A 17,653-nucleotide genomic window follows, 5' to 3' on the forward strand; every position below is an offset into this window, starting at 1 on the left:
GTTTCTATCCTTGCGGCCGATGCGGCTACTTAGGCGGAAGCGGCGCAGGGCGCAAGGGGAGGCGCGCGGCGGAGGCGCCGCCTCGGGGCGGCCTGCGGGCGCGGCGTCGGCCCGGAGCGGCGCGCGGCCGGGGCTGGACCGGGTGGGGCAAAGGGGGGGGGACCCGGGGGTGGAACAGGCGAGGCGGGGGTAAGGCGGGCTGAGGCAAGCCGGGTGCGGGCGAGGCGATGGGGCGAGGCGGATGGGGGCGAGGCGAGCGGCGGGCGCAGGCGGCCGGGAGCCGTTCGTCCGCCGGGCCGAGACTGGGCGGAGACCGGGCCGAGACTGGGCTGGGTCGGGGACCGGGACGAGGGGGCGCGGCGCTGCAAGGCAGGCGCTGAAGACAGGGCCGGGGCAAGGGGCCGCGGCTGAGTAGCGGGCTGGGCGGGGCCGTTCGCGTGCCCGGCCCTGGCCATTCCCGCGCGCCCGCTCGTCCCGGTCCCCGGCCCGCTCCCGGCCCGGCCATGCTGCTTTCGGGATGGCCGGGCGGCACCTCTGGCGCTAGAGAGCGGGCATGACACAGGACCGCATCCGTCCCGGCATCGTCCTGATGCTGGCCTTCTGCCTTCTCGCCCCGCTGCTGGACGTCTCGGCCAAGCTGGCCGCGGAGAGCGGCATTCCGGTGGGCGAGGTCACCCTTGCGCGGCTGGCGGTGCAACTGGCGATGATGGCGCCGGTGGTCTGGCTGATGCGGCTGCGCCTTGGCCTGACGCGGCGGCTGGCGGGGCTGATCCTCCTGCGGGCGCTGTTTCTCGTCGTCTCGACCTTCTCCTTCATCGCGGGCATCCGGGTGATGCCGATCGCCGATGCGCTGGCCATCGCCTTCGTCGAGCCGTTCGTCCTGCTCATCCTGGGGGCGTTTCTCTTCGGGGACCGGGTGGGGCCGCGCCGGATCGCCGCCTGCATGCTGGGGTTTTTCCGGCGCGCTCCTGGTGATCCAGCCCTCGCTTTCGGTGTTCGGGACCACCGCGCTCTGGCCGCTGGCGACGGCGTTTTCCTTTGCCTTCTACATGCTGGTCACGCGCGCGATCTCGGCCGCCATGCATCCGGTGGCGATGCAGTTCCACACCAGTTGGGCGGGGCTGGCGATCTTCTTGCCGGTGATGCTTCTGGCCCATAATGGGGCGGTCGGGGGCGGGCCGGTCGGGGAGCTGGGCTTCGTCCTGCCGCAGGGCCTGCAGTGGCTTTGGCTGTTCGGCGTCGGCTTCTGGGCCTGCCTTGCGCATATCTGCATGACCTGGGCGTTGAAATTCGCCCCCGCCGCGACGCTGGCGCCGCTGCATTACACCGAGATCGTGGTGGCGGTGGTGCTGGGCTATCTGGTCTTCGACGATCTGCCCGATGCCCTGGCCTTCGCCGGGATCGCCGTCATCATCGGCTCGGGGCTCTACATCATCTGGCGCGAGCGACCGGCCCGCCGCCCCGTCGGCCCCTAGCGGCCGCCCCCCAGATCGACGGCGACGATCCCCAGATCCCGCGCGGCCGCCAGCGAGAGGTGGTCGCTGTCGAGCCCGCGCGCGCGCTGATAGCGGTGGATCGCCGCGCGCGTCGGCCCGTCCAGCGATCCGGTAAGCGGCAGAAGGTAAAGCCCCCGCGCCTTCAGCGCGCGCTGCACGGTGGCGATGAATTCGGGCGTCATCTGGTCGGGGCAAGGCGCGCGGAACCAGATGGTCGAGCGTTCGGCGATCATGCGCTGGCGGGTTTCGCTCGCGAAGACGGCGGGTTCGCTCACTCGGCCCTCGGCGTCGCGCACCTCGGCCGAGACCAGGACCTGCTCGGTCACCGTCTCGATCACGGCGGGCTTGATGTCGGCCTGCCAGCAGGCGCCCTCGGGGCCCGGGGGCGGGCCGGGGCGGCCCTTGAGGTCGACCATCTCGGCGGCGAAATCCCCGCGCGAGGGTGCGTCGGGCACGCCGGTCGCGTCGCAGCCCGCCAACAGCAGCGCTACGGCCGACGCCAGGGCGGCGCGTCGGCGCGGGACGCATCGGAGGGCGCCGCATCGGAAGGCGACGGGGCGGAGGGCGGTCAGGCTCGGCCTTGGCATCGGCAGGTTTCGCTCCCGGCGGGTGGGGTGGTGCGTCGTCGGTCGGTTTCGCGGGGCCGGTGCCGAGGGAGGCGCGGCGCCGGGGTTGCCTTCGGCTGCCGGGCCGATCACCGCCGGGCGCAGGACTGCGGGGCGGAAGATAGACCGGCGGGGCCGGGCTGGGAAGTCCCGCCGCCACGCAGGCCGGGCCGGGCGTGACTTTCGGGGCACGGGCCGGGGCAGGGGCGGCGGCACGGAAGGGGGCGCGGCCTCTGGCAAAGCCGGGGTTTATCCCCTATGTCCCGGGCATGGGAGAGATCCACCACCGCGAGGCATCCATGGCGAAGATCATCTATGTCGAACACAGCGGCACCCGCCACGAGGTCGAGGTCCCGCCGGGGCTGACCGTGATGGAGGGCGCGCGCGACAACGGCATTCCGGGGATCGAGGCCGATTGCGGCGGCGCCTGCGCCTGTTCCACCTGCCATGTCTATGTCGACGAGGCCTGGGTCGAGCGGGTCCCGGCCAAGGATGCGATGGAAGAGGACATGCTGGATTTCGCCTGGCAGCCCGACCCCCTGCGCTCGCGCCTGACCTGCCAGATCAAGGTGACCGCCGATCTGGACGGCCTGGTGGTGCATATGCCCGAGCGCCAGATCTGAGGCAGACGGGGCGGGGGAGGCCGCGCTAGGCGAGACGACGCCGGTGAGGCGGGGTCCCCGAGGCGCTGGCGAATCCCGGGACGCTGGCGAATCCCGAGGCGCTGGCGAATGACGCAGGGCCCAGGCGGGACGCAGCCCTTCCCGGCCCGGACTTCCGCCCCCGGGTTTCCGACCATGGCGGGCTGCTGAAAAAGTATCCTGGGCAAGCTCGGGATGGAAATTTTCCCTGCATTGTCAAAAATCCCTGCGGAAACCGCATATTTCAGCCCCCCCTACAGAACCAACATCGGGACCAGCTTACTGATTTTCCGGGCAAGCCGATGCCGCTGCAGTGCTTTTTCAGCAGCCTGCCAGGGTTCCCGCCGCCGGACTTTGGCTCCTCGATTCCCGCCGCCGGACTTTGGCCTCAGCGGTTTCGGCTTTTCGGGACTTCTGGCCCTTGAACGCCTGTCCGCAGGGGTTTCGGCTCCTCCATTGTCGTCCCCGGGCCTCCAGCCTCTGGATTTCTGTCCGCAACGGTTCCGGCGCCCGGCTTTATAAGCTGCGAGAGGGCCCGCTCGCGCAATCTCCCCGTCGCCGGGACGGGGAGGCGGGGCAGGTGCGCGGGCCATTTTCCCTTCGGGTGCGCGCCATCTCCTCTTCGCGGCGCTGGCCTTGATCCCCTTCGGGACGTTGGACAACTTCCCTTGGAGGCAATGTCCCCCTTCGAGACGCCGCTCCTGCCTCTTCGGGGCGAAGCCCCCTCCGGGACGGTTGCGCGGTCCGCGCGGGTTTGGCAAGACGGGCGGCATGGATCTTCTTGACGACGACAGCGACGACGACCGGCGCGGCAATCGGCCCGAATTCACCGTCTCCGAGCTTTCGGGCGCGGTGAAGCGGGTGATCGAGGGCGAATTCGGCCTTGTCCGGGTGCGGGGCGAGGTGGGACGGGTGTCGCGCCCGGCCTCGGGCCACCTTTATTACGACCTGAAGGACGACCGTTCGGTCATCGCGGCCATCACCTGGAAGGGCCAGGCGGCCCGGCTGTCGGTCCGGCCCGAAGAGGGGATGGAGGTCGTCGCCACCGGGCGGATGACCACCTTCCCCGGCCAGTCGAAATACCAGCTCATCGTCGAGGATCTGGCCCCGGCGGGCGCGGGCGCGCTGATGGCGATGCTGGAAAAGCGCCGCGCGAGCCTTCAGGCCGAGGGGCTGTTCGACCCGGCGCGCAAGCGGCCGATCCCCTGGCTGCCCGGGGTGATCGGCGTCGTCACCTCGCCAAGTGGCGCCGTGATCCGCGACATCCTGCACCGGCTGCGCGACCGCTTTCCGCGCCATGTGCTGGTCTGGCCGGTCGCCGTGCAGGGCGAGCGTTGCGCGCCCGAGGTCGCCGCCGCGATCCGGGGCTTCAACGCCATCCCGCCCGGCGGGCCGGTGCCGCGCCCCGATCTGATTATCGTCGCGCGCGGCGGCGGCAGCCTTGAGGACCTCTGGGGCTTCAACGAGGAGATCGTCGTCCGCGCCGCCGCCGAAAGCCGGATCCCGCTGATCTCGGCGGTCGGGCATGAGACCGACACCACGCTGATCGACCTTGCCGCCGACCTGCGCGCCCCCACCCCCACGGCCGCGGCCGAACTTGCGGTGCCGGTGCGGCTGGAGCTGATCGCCGCGCAGGATGCGCTGTCGGCGCGGCTGTCGCGCGCGGTGGCGCAGGGGGTGGAGCGTCGGCGCCAGCGGCTGTCGGACCTGTCGCGCGCGTTGCCGCGCCTGGATGGGCTGACGGCGGCGGCGGCGCAACGGCTTGACCACGGGGCGGGGCGGCTTGGCGCGGCGCTTGGCCGGATGGTGGCGGAAAAGCGGGCGCATTTCGCCCGCGCGGCAGGGCTGATGCGGCCGGAACTGCTGCTGGGGCTGCTGCGGGCCCGCGCGATGGCGGTCGAGCGGCGGGCGGATGCGCTTGAGGCGCGGCTGGAGCGGCGGCTGGACGCGCAGCGCGTGCGGCTTTCGCAATGGGCGGGGCGGCTGGATCCGGCGCTTGCCCGGCTGGTGCGCGACGATGCGGCGCGGCTTGCGCGCGGGCGCGAGGATCTGGCGGCGCGGGCCTTGCGGCTTGACGCGGCCATGGCGGCGGCGCTGCGGCGGCGGGCGGAGGGGCTGGCCGGGCATGGGCGGATGCTCAGGGGGCTTGGCTATGAGAACACGCTGCGGCGCGGCTTTGCCGTGGTGCGCGCCGGGGGCGCCGTGGTGACCCGGGCCGCCGGGGCCGAGGGCGCTTCGGCGCTGGAGATCCAGTTCCTCGACGGTCGGGTCACGGCGGTGCCTCGGGGCGGGCCGGGGCGGGATCCGGCGGGCGGTGTTGCGGCGGGTGATGCCGGGGGACAGGCCGGAGCGCCGAAATCCGCAGCCCCGAAGCCCGGGACGCCGACGGCCCCGCCCGCCCGGAGCGGGGCGAAACGCCCCAGGGATGGCGGCGGCGGCGGGCAGGGCAGCTTGTTCTAGCAGGTCGCTGAAAAAGCATTTCGGGGCAGGATCGGGACGGAAATTCTCCCCGCATCCTCAATCTTCACTGCGCAAACCGCATATTCTGGCCCGCGACCGGACCAATTGACCCGTCTTCCGCGCAGGCTGACGCCGCCGCATGACGTTTTCAGCAGCCTGCCAGGCCGGAGGATCTGGGGAAGAGCTGTCCCCGCCGTGCTCCCTCCCGAACGCATGGCGTTCGCGGGCTTTTTCCGACGAAAGCGGGCGGTGGGGTCAGGACCGGCCGTTGCGATGCGGGTTGCCGGGGGGCGCGCCCCGGGGCCCTTGCGCGCTCTGCCCAAGATCGTGGTCCCGGCGATCCGTCTGCCCGGGGAAACCACCCGGACCGGCGATCCGCCAGCCCGGATGAATTGGCCCGAATCGGACCGGGAACCCTCTCGCATCGGGGCATGAGGTCTGCGGCGTTCCGGGGCGCCGGTTTCTTCAGGCGCCGACATAGATGTCGCAACTGACCCGGCCCTCCATCGGCACCAGAAGGATCGGCACGTTGTCGCGATTGCCCTGGTAATAGCCGACGATATGGTCGCCCCGGTCGTGATAGGTCCAGCAGACCGGGCGCTCTGGGTCGGTTTCGTAGAAGAAGCAGATCTGCTCGCCCACCGGCTCCCAGGTGCCATGCATGCAGCGGTCGCTGCCCGAGCCGACATCGCGCCAGATCACGCGCCGCCCGCTCAGGAAGGTCTCGATCCCGTAGCGCCCGCTGAGCGCGTCCAGCGTGTCCTGGGTGGTGCCCCGGGTCAGGGCGTCGAAGGTCTCGGCGTCAAGGGGCGGGTCGTCGGCGGGATCGGGCTCGGCCCCGGCGCCGGGGGGGAAGTAGATCGGCGGCAGGTCCGCATCGGGGTCGTTCTGGGCGGGATCGCTTTGGCCCGGATCGGCCTGCAAGCGATTGGCCTGTGCGAGGTGGAGGGGGGCGAGGTGGAGGGGGGCAAGCTCCATCGGTGCCTCCTGCGCCCCTGCGGGGAGCGCCGCCGTCGCGGCGAGCAGCGCCGACAGCGCGACGGCGATCCGGGCATGGCGTTCGCGCATCCGCTCAGACCCCCACATCGGGCGCCGGGCAGTCCAGCCCGTCGGCGGTCTGCGCCACTTCGGAAAGCTCGGACCCCGGCGCGTCGTTGACCGAAAGCGCGCTCAGCCCGCTGTCCGAGCGCCAGAACTGCCAGCAATGTTCGGTGGAGCTGTATTCGTAGACGAAGCAGATCAGATCCTCGCGTGCGAACCAACTGCCGTATTGGCAGGTGTCGAACGTGGCCTTCCAGCGCACCTTGCGGCCGGGCAGATATTCCTCGATGCCGAACACCTCGCCATATTGGGTATAGGTCAGGGTCTTGCCGGTGACATAGGCGTCGAATTCCTCGGCGGTCAGCGTGGTCTCGGCCCGCGCGGACAGGGCGGAAAGCGCGGCGAAGGCGGCGGCGGAAAGCGCCAGGGCGGCGAGTGAACCGATATGGCGGCGGCGGCGGGGAGAGAGGCGCATTCTTCGGGCTCCGTCTGGGGCGCTCCGTCTGGGGGCGGTGCGAGGCAAGGGGCGGTGCGGGCGGCCTGCTGGAACGGGCGGGCGACCCGCGGCCAAGCTGCCAGAGATCCGGCGCGATTGCCAGTCAGCTTGGCGTGACCCCGGCGCGTCCGGGCCGGGGGGCGTTGCGGTCTTCCCGATGCGGTTCTCGTTTTCCGACAGGATGCTTCCCGGCGGGAGACCGGGGGCTTCGGCAAGGGCTTTCCGGCCGCAGACCTTCCCGCACGGCGACCCGACGAAGGTGGGGCTTTCCGGCCGCAACCCTCCCCGGTGCCGCCCGGGCGGCTCAGGTCGCGTCGCCGCCGGGCCCGGCCTGCGGCGGCGCGGGCTGCCAGCGGCGCAGATGGCGGCGGATGCGGCGTTTCCACAGCCTTGGGAAGAAGGCCATGGCGCAGGCCACCGGCAGGGGCCACGGCAGGCGGGGGGCCTCGTCCGCCTCGGGCAGGCGCAGCGCGGGATAGGGGCGCGCGGGATGGGCGTGATGGTCGGAATGGCGCGGCGCGTTCAGCATCAGCGCCGAGGAGAACCAATGCGCGGTGTTCCAGCTATGGCGCGCGGCCACCGGCTCGGGCCGACCATCGGGGCGGATCGCGCGGCGCAGCCCGTAATGCTGGACATAGTCCGAGACGAGGATCTGCGCCTGCGCATGCAGCCCCAGCCCGGCCCAGACCAGCACGCCCCCGACCCCGCCGATCCAGAAGGCCAGCGCCAGCGCCAGGACGTAGCCGCAAAGATAAAGCGCATAGGGATGGGGCCCCTGCGCGCGTCGCGCCCGGGCGCGCAGCGCGGTTTCGGCGCGCCAGCCCTCGACGAAACTGCCCTTCCAGGCGCGGAGCGCGAAGCGGTAGAAGCCCTCGCCCTCGCGCGCGGAATTGGGGTCGAGGTCGGTGGCGACATAGCGGTGATGCACCAGCCGATGCGCCGAGGCATGCTGGCCGAAAAGGATCGCGGCATAGACGGCCTGGCCCAGCCGGAACAGCGGCCGGGCGGTGCGGTGGATCAGCTCATGCGCCGCCGGATGGCCGACCTGGCCCAGCCAGTAGCCGCAGCCGAGGAACAGGAGCACCCGCTCGCCGGTCGAAAGCCCGCCCGCGCCCGCCCCTCCAGCGATCGCCCAGGTCGCCACCGGCAGCAGCGCCAGCGCCGAAACCCCGATCGAGGCCAGAAGCAGATCGGCGCCGGGAAACTCCTGCCCCTCGTCGGCATCGCCCATCACCATCGGCACCAACTGGTCGAGCAGCGCCGCCAGCACCGCCATGTAGAGAAAACCCGCCCAAAGCCAGGCGCCGCCGAGCCAGGCCCCCAGAAGCAGGAGCGGCACCGGCGTCATCGCGGCGAAGGCGAAGGCGGCCATCGGCAAGGCGGGTTTGCGCGGGGGGGCGGGGTCGGCGGAAGGCGGCAAGGGGGCGGCCGGAGCAGGCCCCCCGGCCTCAGGCGCGGACCCGTCTCCCGGCCCGTCTCCACGGCCCGGCCCGGCCCCATGGCTTGGCGCAGACGGGCGCGCGGCATCGGCCGCCGGTGCGGATGGCCGGGCGGCCGGGAAACCGGCGGATGCGGCAGGGCCTGGTTGCGGATCGTCCGAAGGGATCTGTGCCATGGCGGAAGTGAATGCATGAAAGCGGGCCGAGGGGAAGGCCGCAGACTGCCGCAGGGGGCAGGCGCGCTTTGCGGGGGATCGGTGGCGGGGGATCGGCGCGGGTGCCTGGCCTTCCATGGCTGCCGGTATCGTCCCCAAGGGCGCATGCGGGGGGAGATGCGGGCGGCTCGCACTGGCGCGGATTTATCCTTGGCGGAGACCGGCCATTGTGCGGTCCGGCATCGCGCCGGGGAACGCGCCTGCCCTGCCGCTCGCCGGGCCGCTTGCCGGGCGGGGGGGCGGGCCGGGGGGGGGCGGCCCATCCCGTTGCCCGCCGACCTCGTCTTTCGCCCGGCCGACCGTGCCGCCGGTTCCGCCCCTCTCCCTGCCGCTTCCTTTGCGAGATTCTTTCCTTGGCCCGCCGAATGGATTAGGGAGGGGCGATCCAGAACGAGGCCCGCCCGATGTCCTTCTTCAAGAAACTCAAGGACCGCATGTTCCGCTCTTCCGACAAGATCGGCGAGGGGCTGGATGCGCTGGTCTCGGACGGTGCCGGGGGCGATGGGGCCGGGGGCGATGGGGCCGGGGGCGATGGGGCCGGGGCTGCGGCACCGCGGGAACCCGCCATGCAGCCCCCCGCCGCGCAGCCCCCGGCCCTGCAACCCGGCCCGGCGCATGTCGTCCCCGGGGCTGCCGATCCCCAGTCTGCAGATTCCAGTCCTGCTGATCCCGAGGCTTCCGCGCCCGCCGCCTCCGAGGCGGCGAAGCCCGGGCTGATCGGGCGTATCTTCGGGCGCGGCGCGGCGGATGAGCCGCGCCGGGTGCTGGACGACGAGATGCTCGAGCGGCTGGAGGAACTGCTGATCGAGGCCGATATGGGCGTCGAGACGGCCGTGCGCGTCACCGCAAATATCGCCGAGGGGCGGCTCGGGCGCCGGGTCTCGACCCGCGAATTGCGCGAGGCGCTGGCGGCCGAGGTCGCCCGCATCATGGAGCCGGTGGCGCGCCCGCTGCCGCTTTACCCGCAAAAGCCGCAGGTGGTGCTGGTGGTGGGCGTCAACGGCTCGGGCAAGACCACGACCATCGGCAAGCTGGCCTCGCAGTTCCGCGCGGCCGGAAAAAGCGTGGTGATCGCGGCGGGTGACACCTTCCGCGCCGCCGCCGTCGAGCAGCTCAAGGTCTGGGGCCAGCGCGCGGGCGTGCCGGTCCTGACCGCGCCCGAGGGCTCGGACCCCGCGAGCCTTGCCTTCGACGCCCTGACCCGCGCCCGGGCCGAGGGGGCGGACCTGCTGATGATCGACACCGCCGGGCGGCTGCAGAACCGCGCCGACCTGATGGAGGAACTGGCCAAGATCGTGCGGGTGATCCGCAAGGTCGATCCGCAGGCGCCGCACAACACGCTTCTGGTGCTGGATGCGACCACCGGCCAGAACGCCGTGGCCCAGGTCGAGATCTTTCGCCGTATCGCCGATGTCTCCGGCCTGGTGATGACCAAGCTCGACGGCACCGCGAAGGGCGGTGTGCTGGTCGCGCTCGCAGACCGTTTCGGCCTGCCGATCCATGCCATCGGCCTGGGCGAGCAGATCGACGACCTGTCGCCCTTCGACCCCGAGGAATTCGCCCGCGCCCTTGTCGGGCTGGGCGAAAGCGCGGGCTGACGGCAGGCGGGTCCATGCCGCCCAGGCGGGGCCTTCCGCCCCCGAAACACCGCCCTGAACGGGCGCAGCGCATCGACACGACCCGGACCGGGCCCAGGCAGGACAAGCGACAGAACATGGCCGAGAAGAAGATCAACCCCGTCCTCAAACAGGTGCTGGAACTTGGCCCGACCCTGGTGTTCTTCGCCATATTCATGTGGATCAAGGACGACAGCTTCGTCATCGCGGGGCGCGAATATTCGGGCTTCATCGTCTCGGCACTGGTCTTCGTGCCGATCCTTCTGGTGTCGATCGCGGCGCTGTGGATCCTTTCGGGCGAGATCAGCCGGATGCAGGTCTTCACCGGCGCGGTGGTGATCTTCTTCGGCGCGCTGACCGCCTGGTTCAACGACGAGCGGTTCTTCAAGATGAAGACCACGCTGGTCTACGGCACCTTCGCGCTGCTTCTGGGGATCGGGCTGGCGCGCGGCAAGAGCTGGCTGCAATGGGTCCTCGGCTCGACCCTGCCGATGCGCGAAGAGGGCTGGATGATCCTGACCCGCCGCCTGACGCTGGGCTTCGCGGCGCTGGCGGTCGCCAATGAGATCATCTGGCGCACCCAGTCGGATGCGACCTGGGTCTGGCTGGAGACCTTCGCCTTCCCCGCCGCGCTGTTTTTGTTCCTGATGGCGCAGATGGCGGTGCTGAACCGCTATATCATCGAGCCGGGCAAGGAGGAGGAGAGCGTGGGGCGCGGGCCGGTCGGCGGCGAGGCCGCGGGCGAGGATGCGGGCGAGGATGAGGCTACCGGGCGGAAGGCGGGCGGCGGCTGAGCCGCGCGGGCAGGGCGCGGGTCCCCGCGGCATCCCGCCGCGATCCGGCCCGCCCGCCGCGCGACTGGCCGGGAGGGGCGGGGCCGATGGAAGCGGCGCGGCTTCCCGCCGTTGACGCAGCGCCCTGCCGGTCTGTCGATCCCGGGGGCCGTCCGGGGCGCCGGGGATCCCGGGCCCAGTGACCCCGGGCCCAGTGATCCCGGCGCCATGCTTCCGGGCGCGTTCAGCCCTGCGGCGCGGCGGGCAGGCCCGAGGCCGAGGCCGAGGCGCCAAGCGGGATGCCGTTGCCTGAATGGGCCTCGGCCATTCCGGCCCTGCCCGGCAGGGTGACGCCCGGCCAGAGCCGCGACCAGCGCCGGGCGGGCAGCGCCCGGGGCAGCGCCGAGACCGGCAGGCTGCCGTCGAGGATGGCGCGATAAAGCGGCAGTGCGCCGGGCCGCAGATACGACGACCAATGGCAGATCCGGCTGCGCGGCGGCGCGATGCGATGGCCGAACCGGGCGAGGGCGGCCAGCACCTCGGGCCGGTCGAGCCAGAGGTCGTGCCATTGCTCCGGTGCCGGAGCTGTATCCGGCGCGGCATCCGGCGGGGCATCGGCGGCCCGTGTCCGGGGATCCGGGCCGGACCACCGGCTCCGGGCATCGTATGGCGCGGCATGGTCGGACGGGTCGGCGGGCCGGGCGCCGGTGCGATCCCCGCCTGCGGGCGGGGCCGGAAGCGGCCGCATCGCCCGGTGGCTGGCGCCCAGGCCCTGGCCGATGGCGGTCGAAAGCCCCATATGCAGCGCCCATTCCAGTCCGGCGTCGAACAGGTCGTTCTCCCGGGTGACGACATTGACGATGCGCGCGCTCCGCCCGGCGGGGCTTCGCAGCGCCGCCCGGGCCGCGCCGCGCGCCTCGGCCCCCGCCAGCAGCACGATATGGCCGAAGCTGCCCGGCTCGGCCCGGGCCAGCGCGCTGAGGGTGAGCCGCGCCCCCATGGAATGGGCGATGACATGCAGCGGCCGCCCGGCCCGGGCCGCCAGCGCGGCAATCCGCGCCAGCGCCGCGCCCGCCCGCGCGGCCCGGGCATAGGCGGTCCACAGGTCGCAGCGCGCGGGCCAGCCGAAGGCGATTCCGAGGCCTCCCCCACCGTCTCCGCCCGGGGCGCAGAGGCCGAGCGCGCGCGGCCAGCTCGTCACCCTTGGGTTCTCCCAGGCCGAGGCCCGGGGGGCGAAGATCGTCTCATGCGGGCAATCGGGGCCCAGTCCGGGGCCGTAGCGCCAGCCATGGACCATGGCGATGACCGGCGCCGGTTCCGGCAGCGCGGCGATGCGGTCGATGAGCGCGGCCTCGTCGATCCGCGCGCCCCCGGAAGAGAGTTCGGCCCGGATCGAGGGCAGGGCGCGGGCCGCTCGCCCCACGGGCGGGGCGAGGTCTTCGGGCGTGAGATCGGCGCGGATCAGGGATGGGAGCATCTTGCGTTCATCCGGTTCCGGGGCGCGCGCGCATGCGTGCGGGGCCCGCCCCTGTGGTCTTCGGTTCTGGTCGTCGCCTCCGGCCGGGCGGTCCGATTGCCAGGCCGATCGCCGGGCAAGCTTCGATCCGGTCGCGAGGTCCGACCGCCGGGCCCGGATCGTGACAGCCGGGCCGCGGGGCAATGGTTCGTCGCGGCGCTGCTGCGGGATCTGGTCTTCGGGGTCTGGTCCGGGAGCGCCCGGACCGGCCCGTTCGGCGGGCGGGTGCCGGTGGCCAAAAGGCGTGGCCAAGGGGTCCGGCTGCCGTCCTGGTGGCGATCTTCGCGGCGGGCTGCGACGCAGGCGCGAAAAGGCGGTGACGACCTTGTGACATTGGGCCTGCTGGGCCTGCGGCACTGGGCCTGCGACGGCGGGGGCGCGGGCGGCTCGCCGTTCTTCTGGCCCCCGCTCGGCGGCCCCGCGTCACATAGGGGGCATTCCCCGGGGAAGGCGGCGGAAGGGCCGGGGTGGGCGGAGACCGGGCGGGCGTCCTGCGGCGGGCGGTTGACCGGCGCGGCACTTGGGCGTATGCGAGGGGCCGTGGCGCTTTGAGACCGGATTGCGGGCCACGTTAAAAATTCCGCTAAAAGGTGCCCGGGACGTTTCGACCGCCCCCCGCCCTGTTCCGGTCGGGGGTTTTTTATTTGGCCGGAAGGCCGGAAGCGAAGGGTCGGCAGAATGAGCGAGAACTGGAAGACGCGCACCAAACTGGTGCATGAGGGCAGCCGCCGCAGCCAGTATGGCGAGATGGCCGAGGCGATTTTCCTGACCCAGGGCTTCGCCTATCCCGATGCCGAGACCGCCGAGGCGCGTTTCATCGAATCGGGACCGGACGAATTCATCTATGCCCGCTACGGCAACCCGACCACCCGCACCTTCGAGGAGCGGATCGCCGGGCTGGAGGGCACCGAGGATGCCTTCGCCACCGCCAGCGGCATGGCTGCGGTCAATGGCGCGCTGACCTCGCTCTTGAAGGCGGGGGATCATGTGGTGTCCTCGAAGGCGCTGTTCGGCTCTTGCCTTTACATCCTCGAAGAGGTGCTGACGCGGTTCGGCGTCAGGGTGAGCTTCGTCGACGGCGTGGATCTGGATCAATGGCGCGCGGCGGTGACGCCGGGCACCAAGGCGGTATTCTTCGAATCCATGTCCAATCCGACGCTGGAACTGGTGGATATCGAGGCGGTCTCGAAGATCGCCCATGCCCAAGGCGCGCTGGTGATCGTGGACAATGTCTTCGCCACGCCGATCTTCTCGCGCGCGGTGGCGCAGGGCGCCGATGTGGTGGTCTATTCCGCGACCAAGCATATCGACGGCCAGGGCCGCGCGCTTGGGGGGGTGATCTGCGGATCCTCGGATTACATCACCAAGGTCGTCCAGCCCTATATGAAGCATACCGGCGGGGCGATCAGCCCGTTCACCTCGTGGATCATGCTCAACGGCATGGCGACGATGGATCTGCGCTGCCGCGCCATGGCGGCGAGCGCCCAGGCCCTCGCCGAGGCGCTGTCGGGCGAGGAAAAGGTCGCGAAGGTGATCTATCCGGGGCTGGAGAGCCATCCGCAGCACGATCTGGCCATGCGTCAGATGGGAAGCGGCGGCACGCTGGTGAGCTTCGAGGTCAGTGGCGGCAAGGCGGCGGCCTTCCGCTTCATGAACGCGCTGCGGATCGCGAGGATCTCGAACAACCTGGGCGATGCGAAGTCGATCGCGACCCATCCGACCACGACCACCCACCAGCGGCTGTCGGATGCGCAGAAGGCCGGGCTGGGGATCACCCCGGGACTGATCCGCTTCTCGGTCGGGCTGGAGGATACCGCGGATCTGATCGCGGATCTGCGCGCTGGACTGGCGGCGGTCTGAGGGCGCGCGCGGGCGGAAGGGGGCGCTGCCCCCTCGGCGCCTTTGGCGCCTCACCCCCGGGATATTTTTGCAAAGAAGAAATGGAAGTCGGCCGGGGAGGGGGGCGGTTGCGGCGGGTGATCCGTTGCGGTGTGGGCTGCGTATTCGGCGGGAAGAGCTTGGAGAACGGGCCTTGCGGCATTATGTTGGCCTGCCGCGAGGCCCTTGCAACGAAGGAGGCTGCGCCATGACCGTTCACATGCCGGGGATCGACCCCGATCCCTCGCGCGCCGAGGCGGAGGCCGCGCTGCGGCTGTTGCGCCAATGGGCGCTGCGGTCGAGCGAGGCCGAGATCGCGGCGCTGGATCCGGCGGTGGGCAATCTGCTGCCTGACGCCGCCTATCCCGCGCTGCGCCGCGCCTATCCCGAGGATTTCGAGGCCGACGAGGCCTACCGCGCCACCTTGCCGGACCTTCAGAACGGGCCCGCCAGCCTGATCGTCGGCGCGAGGGCGGTGATCCAGCATGTCGGCATCTCGAACTTCCGGCTGCCGATCCGCTACCTGTCGCGCGATGCGGGGGAGTTGGTGCTGGAGACCAGCGTCACCGGATCGGTCAGCCTGGAGGCCGAGAAGAAGGGCATCAACATGAGCCGCATCATGCGGTCCTTCTATGCCCATGCCGAGCGCGAATTCTCGTTCGAGGTGATTTCGGCCGCGCTCGACGGCTACAAGCGCGACCTGGGCAGTTTCGACGCGCGGATCCAGATGCGCTTTTCCTATCCGCTGAAGGTGGAGAGCCTGCGCTCGGGCCTGTCGGGCTGGCAATATTACGATATCGCGCTGGAACTGGTGGACCAGGGCGGGGTGCGGCGGCGGTTCATGCATCTGGACTATGTCTATTCCTCGACCTGCCCCTGTTCGCTGGAACTGTCGGAGCATGCGCGGCGGGTGCGGGGCCAGTTGGCGACGCCGCATTCGCAGCGGTCGGTCGCGCGGATCTCGGTCGAGCTGGCGGGGGCGGAGCGGCTGTGGTTCGAGGAACTGATCGAACTGGCGCGGTCGGGGGTCGCGACCGAGACCCAGGTCATGGTCAAGCGCGAGGACGAGCAGGCCTTCGCCGAGTTGAACGGCGCCAATCCGGTCTTCGTCGAGGATGCGGCGCGTTCCTTCTGCGAGGTTTTGCGCGCCGAGCCGAGGATCGGGGATTTCCGCGTGATCGCGAGCCATCAGGAAAGCCTGCACAGCCACGATGCGGTGAGCGTGCTGACCGAGGGCCCGACCTTCGCGCAGGCGAGCCTCGATCCGCGGCTGTTCCAGAGCCTTTACCACATCGGTTGAGGTCTTCCCCCCCCGGGGGGCGTCTGCCTCTGGAGGGCGGTTCTCTTCGGGGCGCTTTTCCACCCGTGGCGGAGGCCTTGGCAGGGGCGCTCGCGCGGGCTTGGGATGATTTTCGGCGACCCGGGTGCAGGCGGTGGCGGTCGGGCCGGTGCGGGGCTGGGCCGTCATGCGATGGCTCGGCCTTGGCTTTCTCGCTTGGCCCTCTGCCCCTGCCCGGCTTCCGGTGGGGGCCGGGCAGGGGCCTCGGCCGCATCCCTTCGCCGCGCCTATTCCCAGCAGGACACCAGCACGGTCATGCCCGCGGCGGCGCGGGTCAGGGTCTCGGGCGGCAGCGCGCCGGTGGTCTCGGCGCCGCCGGTGCCGATCCCGGCGGCGCCGAGCGCATGGGTCAGCGTGGCGGCGGTCGCGGCGAAGGCCACGCCCGGAGGCAGCACCCGGCCCGCATCGGCGCCCTCGGGCAGCAGCATGCCGATCACGCCCCCGGCGGCGTTCATGACCGGCCCGCCCGCATCGCCGGGCAGCGCCGAAAGCGAAAGCCGCGCCAGGCCCGGCTCACCTTCCAGCCCGGCGGCCTCCTCGAAAGTGCCGAAGGTCTGCACCGCCGAGGGCAGCCGCTCGGCATAGGAATAGCCCGCGACGCTGATCTCGGCGCCGACCGGGGGCAGATCGGTCGCGAAACCGGCCACCACCGGCGGGGCCAGCGCCTTTTCGGGGCGAAGCACGGCGATGCCCAGGGCGGCGTCGGCGAAGGCGATCCCGGCCTCGACCTGGCGGTCGAGCGTGATGCGCGCGCAGCTTTCCACCGCGGCGGTGGTGGTCAGCACCAGCCCCTGGTCGCCGATATAGAAGCCCGAGCGGCCCGATTTCGGGCGTTTGACCTCAAGCCCCGCGACCAGGCCGCGCCGCACCGCATCGGACAGCGGCACGAGGCCGGGGTCGAGCGCGGTCGAGCCGACGGGGCGGAAGCTTTGCTCCAGCACTTCGACGGCGCGGCGGTTGCGCTGTGCATGTTCGGGCGCGGAAAGCACGATCCAGCCCTTGATCACCCCGTTCTGGAAGAAGGCCCGGGCGCGGCTGTCGTGGCTGGCCGACTGGCCGGTGATCGAGAATTCGCGCTCGGCCAGGCGGCGCTCGCCGCTGGCGGGAATGGCTTCGAGCGATTGCAGGATGTCGTAAAGCCCCGAGAAGCTGGCCGCATCCCCGGGCTGCGAGATCAGCATGATCGAAAGCCCCGAGCCGTCCTTTTCGCGGTAATGCACGAAGGGGGGCTCGTAGCGGTCGAATTCCACCAGCGCGAGCGGCAGGGTGACGTCGATCCCGGATTCGCGCTCTTCGATGGCGGCAAAGCCGTATTCGGCGAATTCGTGCTGGTAATTGGCGACCAGCGTGGCGCGCTGGCGCGCGGTCAGAACCCCGGTGGGCGCGAGCCCGAGGCTTTCCTGCCAGAGCGTCATCGCATTGCGGGTGCCGGGGCCGAAGGCGCCGTCGATGCCGCCCGCGTAATGGCCGAACCATTGCAGCGCGGTCTGGAGCAGGCGCTTTTCCTCGGGCGAGAGCGCGGCTTCCGAGGCGCGGGCCTCGGCCAGGGTTTCCTCGGGTTCGGGCGCGGGCGCGGGCTCGGGTTCGGGCGGGGCGGCGGCGGTTGCCGCGCCGCTTTCCGGTTCTGGAAGGGCCTCGGGCAGGATCTCTGTCGTAGCAACGGCTTCCGGCAGGGCGCCGCCGGGCGGCCAGAACGCGGTCCGGAACTCCCGACCGTCGGTGATATAGCTGTCGGCCGGGATCATGTTCTCGCGCCGCAGGGCGACGAGCGCCCTCTCGCCCTCCAGCACCCCATAGGGGCCGAGCACGATGGCATGCCAGCCCGAGGGCAGCACGAAGCCCCGGGTCTCGGGGAAGACCTGGGCATAGGCGCGGGCGCGCTCGCTGGCTTCCGGGAAGGTGCTGCGCGCCTCGATCTGGATCCAGATCTGCTCCTGCGCCCGGCCGCTCTGCGGCAGCAGGGCGAGCAGCAGGGCAAGCAGCGCCGGAAGGAGGTGTGTCCTTGCGGGCGCCAGGGCGGAAAGGCCTTCGGAAAACCACGAGGCGGCCTTGCTTGAGCGGAAAAAGATCATACTGGCGAAGTCCCTGGCTTCGGCGGGTGCTGCGGATCCGGTTGTCCGAGGGGCCCGTCCGGCTGT

General features: G+C 71.4%; 12 protein-coding genes, 1 pseudogene and 1 riboswitch. Of the genes and pseudogenes, 7 read left to right on the forward strand and 6 right to left on the reverse strand.

The genetic code is table 11. The annotated features are described in order from the left end of the window. Positions 1-553 precede the first annotated feature (553 nt). Positions 554-1,475 (forward strand): annotated as a pseudogene (locus tag ABNX41_RS12205) (DMT family transporter). Here ABNX41_RS12205 and ABNX41_RS12210 read toward each other — a convergent pair. Next, positions 1,472-1,951, reverse strand: coding sequence for a peptidoglycan-binding domain-containing protein (locus tag ABNX41_RS12210; RefSeq protein ID WP_438670006.1), 480 nt, complete (start codon positions 1,949-1,951; stop codon positions 1,472-1,474). The pseudogene ABNX41_RS12205 and the gene ABNX41_RS12210 overlap by 4 nt on opposite strands. Before the next feature lie 449 nt (positions 1,952-2,400). On the opposite strand from ABNX41_RS12210, the gene ABNX41_RS12215 reads away from it, so the two are divergent. Continuing rightward, positions 2,401-2,724, forward strand: a complete 324-nt coding sequence (locus tag ABNX41_RS12215; protein WP_438670007.1) for a 2Fe-2S iron-sulfur cluster-binding protein — start codon at positions 2,401-2,403, stop codon at positions 2,722-2,724. Positions 2,725-3,513: 789 nt separating this feature from the next. Further along, entirely contained in the window at positions 3,514-5,202 is a 1,689-nt protein-coding gene (gene xseA, locus ABNX41_RS12220; protein WP_438670008.1) for an exodeoxyribonuclease VII large subunit, read from the forward strand. 465 nt (positions 5,203-5,667) lie between these two features. On the opposite strand, the gene ABNX41_RS12225 is transcribed toward xseA, so the two are convergent. From ABNX41_RS12225 to ABNX41_RS12235, 3 genes are all read right to left on the reverse strand, one after another. Continuing rightward, entirely contained in the window at positions 5,668-6,270 is a 603-nt protein-coding gene (locus ABNX41_RS12225) for a hypothetical protein (protein WP_438670009.1), read from the reverse strand. Positions 6,271-6,274: 4 nt separating this feature from the next. Then, entirely contained in the window at positions 6,275-6,718 is a 444-nt protein-coding gene (locus ABNX41_RS12230) for a hypothetical protein (RefSeq protein WP_438670010.1), read from the reverse strand. 325 nt (positions 6,719-7,043) lie between these two features. Further along, positions 7,044-8,111, reverse strand: coding sequence for an alkane 1-monooxygenase (locus ABNX41_RS12235; RefSeq protein WP_438670049.1), 1,068 nt, complete (start codon positions 8,109-8,111; stop codon positions 7,044-7,046). A gap of 686 nt (positions 8,112-8,797) precedes the next feature. Here ABNX41_RS12235 and ftsY point away from each other — a divergent pair. Together ftsY and ABNX41_RS12245 are read left to right on the forward strand one after the other, a co-directional pair. Next, positions 8,798-9,991 (forward strand): signal recognition particle-docking protein FtsY, encoded by a 1,194-nt coding sequence (ftsY, locus tag ABNX41_RS12240; RefSeq protein ID WP_438670011.1) that lies wholly within the window; start codon positions 8,798-8,800, stop codon positions 9,989-9,991. 116 nt (positions 9,992-10,107) lie between these two features. Beyond that, positions 10,108-10,803: an inner membrane-spanning protein YciB gene (locus tag ABNX41_RS12245; protein WP_438670012.1), complete on the forward strand. Its 696-nt coding sequence runs from the start codon at positions 10,108-10,110 to the stop codon at positions 10,801-10,803. A gap of 223 nt (positions 10,804-11,026) precedes the next feature. Here ABNX41_RS12245 and ABNX41_RS12250 read toward each other — a convergent pair whose 3' ends face one another. After that, the gene (locus ABNX41_RS12250; RefSeq protein ID WP_438670013.1) at positions 11,027-12,259 is read right to left on the reverse strand and encodes a hypothetical protein; all 1,233 of its coding nucleotides are present in this window, start codon (positions 12,257-12,259) and stop codon (positions 11,027-11,029) included. Positions 12,260-12,828: 569 nt separating this feature from the next. Continuing rightward, a riboswitch (SAM riboswitch) is annotated at positions 12,829-12,907 on the forward strand. Between the two features lie 69 nt (positions 12,908-12,976). Here ABNX41_RS12250 and metZ point away from each other — a divergent pair. Beyond that, positions 12,977-14,158: an O-succinylhomoserine sulfhydrylase gene (gene metZ, locus ABNX41_RS12255; RefSeq protein WP_438670014.1), complete on the forward strand. Its 1,182-nt coding sequence runs from the start codon at positions 12,977-12,979 to the stop codon at positions 14,156-14,158. Positions 14,159-14,384: 226 nt separating this feature from the next. Then, positions 14,385-15,476, forward strand: coding sequence for a GTP cyclohydrolase FolE2 (gene folE2 / locus ABNX41_RS12260; RefSeq protein ID WP_438670015.1), 1,092 nt, complete (start codon positions 14,385-14,387; stop codon positions 15,474-15,476). Positions 15,477-15,742: 266 nt separating this feature from the next. On the opposite strand, the gene ABNX41_RS12265 is transcribed toward folE2, so the two are convergent. Then, the gene (locus ABNX41_RS12265; protein WP_438670016.1) at positions 15,743-17,587 is read right to left on the reverse strand and encodes a serine protease; all 1,845 of its coding nucleotides are present in this window, start codon (positions 17,585-17,587) and stop codon (positions 15,743-15,745) included. Between the last annotated feature and the right edge of the window lie 66 nt (positions 17,588-17,653).

The sequence above is a fragment of the Pseudogemmobacter sonorensis genome, from assembly GCF_042762395.1.
GTDB lineage: Bacteria > Pseudomonadota > Alphaproteobacteria > Rhodobacterales > Rhodobacteraceae > Pseudogemmobacter > Pseudogemmobacter sonorensis.

Excerpts from the sequence above, each read along its gene's own strand:
- folE2 (WP_438670015.1), top strand. The coding sequence starts at position 14,385 with ATGACCGTTCACATGCCGGGGATCGACCCCGATCCCTCGCGCGCCGAG.
- xseA (WP_438670008.1), top strand. The coding sequence starts at position 3,514 with ATGGATCTTCTTGACGACGACAGCGACGACGACCGGCGCGGCAATCGG.
- ABNX41_RS12235 (WP_438670049.1), bottom strand. The coding sequence starts at position 8,111 with ATGGCCGCCTTCGCCTTCGCCGCGATGACGCCGGTGCCGCTCCTGCTT.
- ABNX41_RS12225 (WP_438670009.1), bottom strand. The coding sequence starts at position 6,270 with ATGCGCGAACGCCATGCCCGGATCGCCGTCGCGCTGTCGGCGCTGCTC.
- ABNX41_RS12230 (WP_438670010.1), bottom strand. The coding sequence starts at position 6,718 with ATGCGCCTCTCTCCCCGCCGCCGCCGCCATATCGGTTCACTCGCCGCC.
- ABNX41_RS12265 (WP_438670016.1), bottom strand. The coding sequence starts at position 17,587 with ATGATCTTTTTCCGCTCAAGCAAGGCCGCCTCGTGGTTTTCCGAAGGC.
- ABNX41_RS12245 (WP_438670012.1), top strand. The coding sequence starts at position 10,108 with ATGGCCGAGAAGAAGATCAACCCCGTCCTCAAACAGGTGCTGGAACTT.
- ABNX41_RS12215 (WP_438670007.1), top strand. The coding sequence starts at position 2,401 with ATGGCGAAGATCATCTATGTCGAACACAGCGGCACCCGCCACGAGGTC.
- ABNX41_RS12250 (WP_438670013.1), bottom strand. The coding sequence starts at position 12,259 with ATGCTCCCATCCCTGATCCGCGCCGATCTCACGCCCGAAGACCTCGCC.
- metZ (WP_438670014.1), top strand. The coding sequence starts at position 12,977 with ATGAGCGAGAACTGGAAGACGCGCACCAAACTGGTGCATGAGGGCAGC.
- ftsY (WP_438670011.1), top strand. The coding sequence starts at position 8,798 with ATGTCCTTCTTCAAGAAACTCAAGGACCGCATGTTCCGCTCTTCCGAC.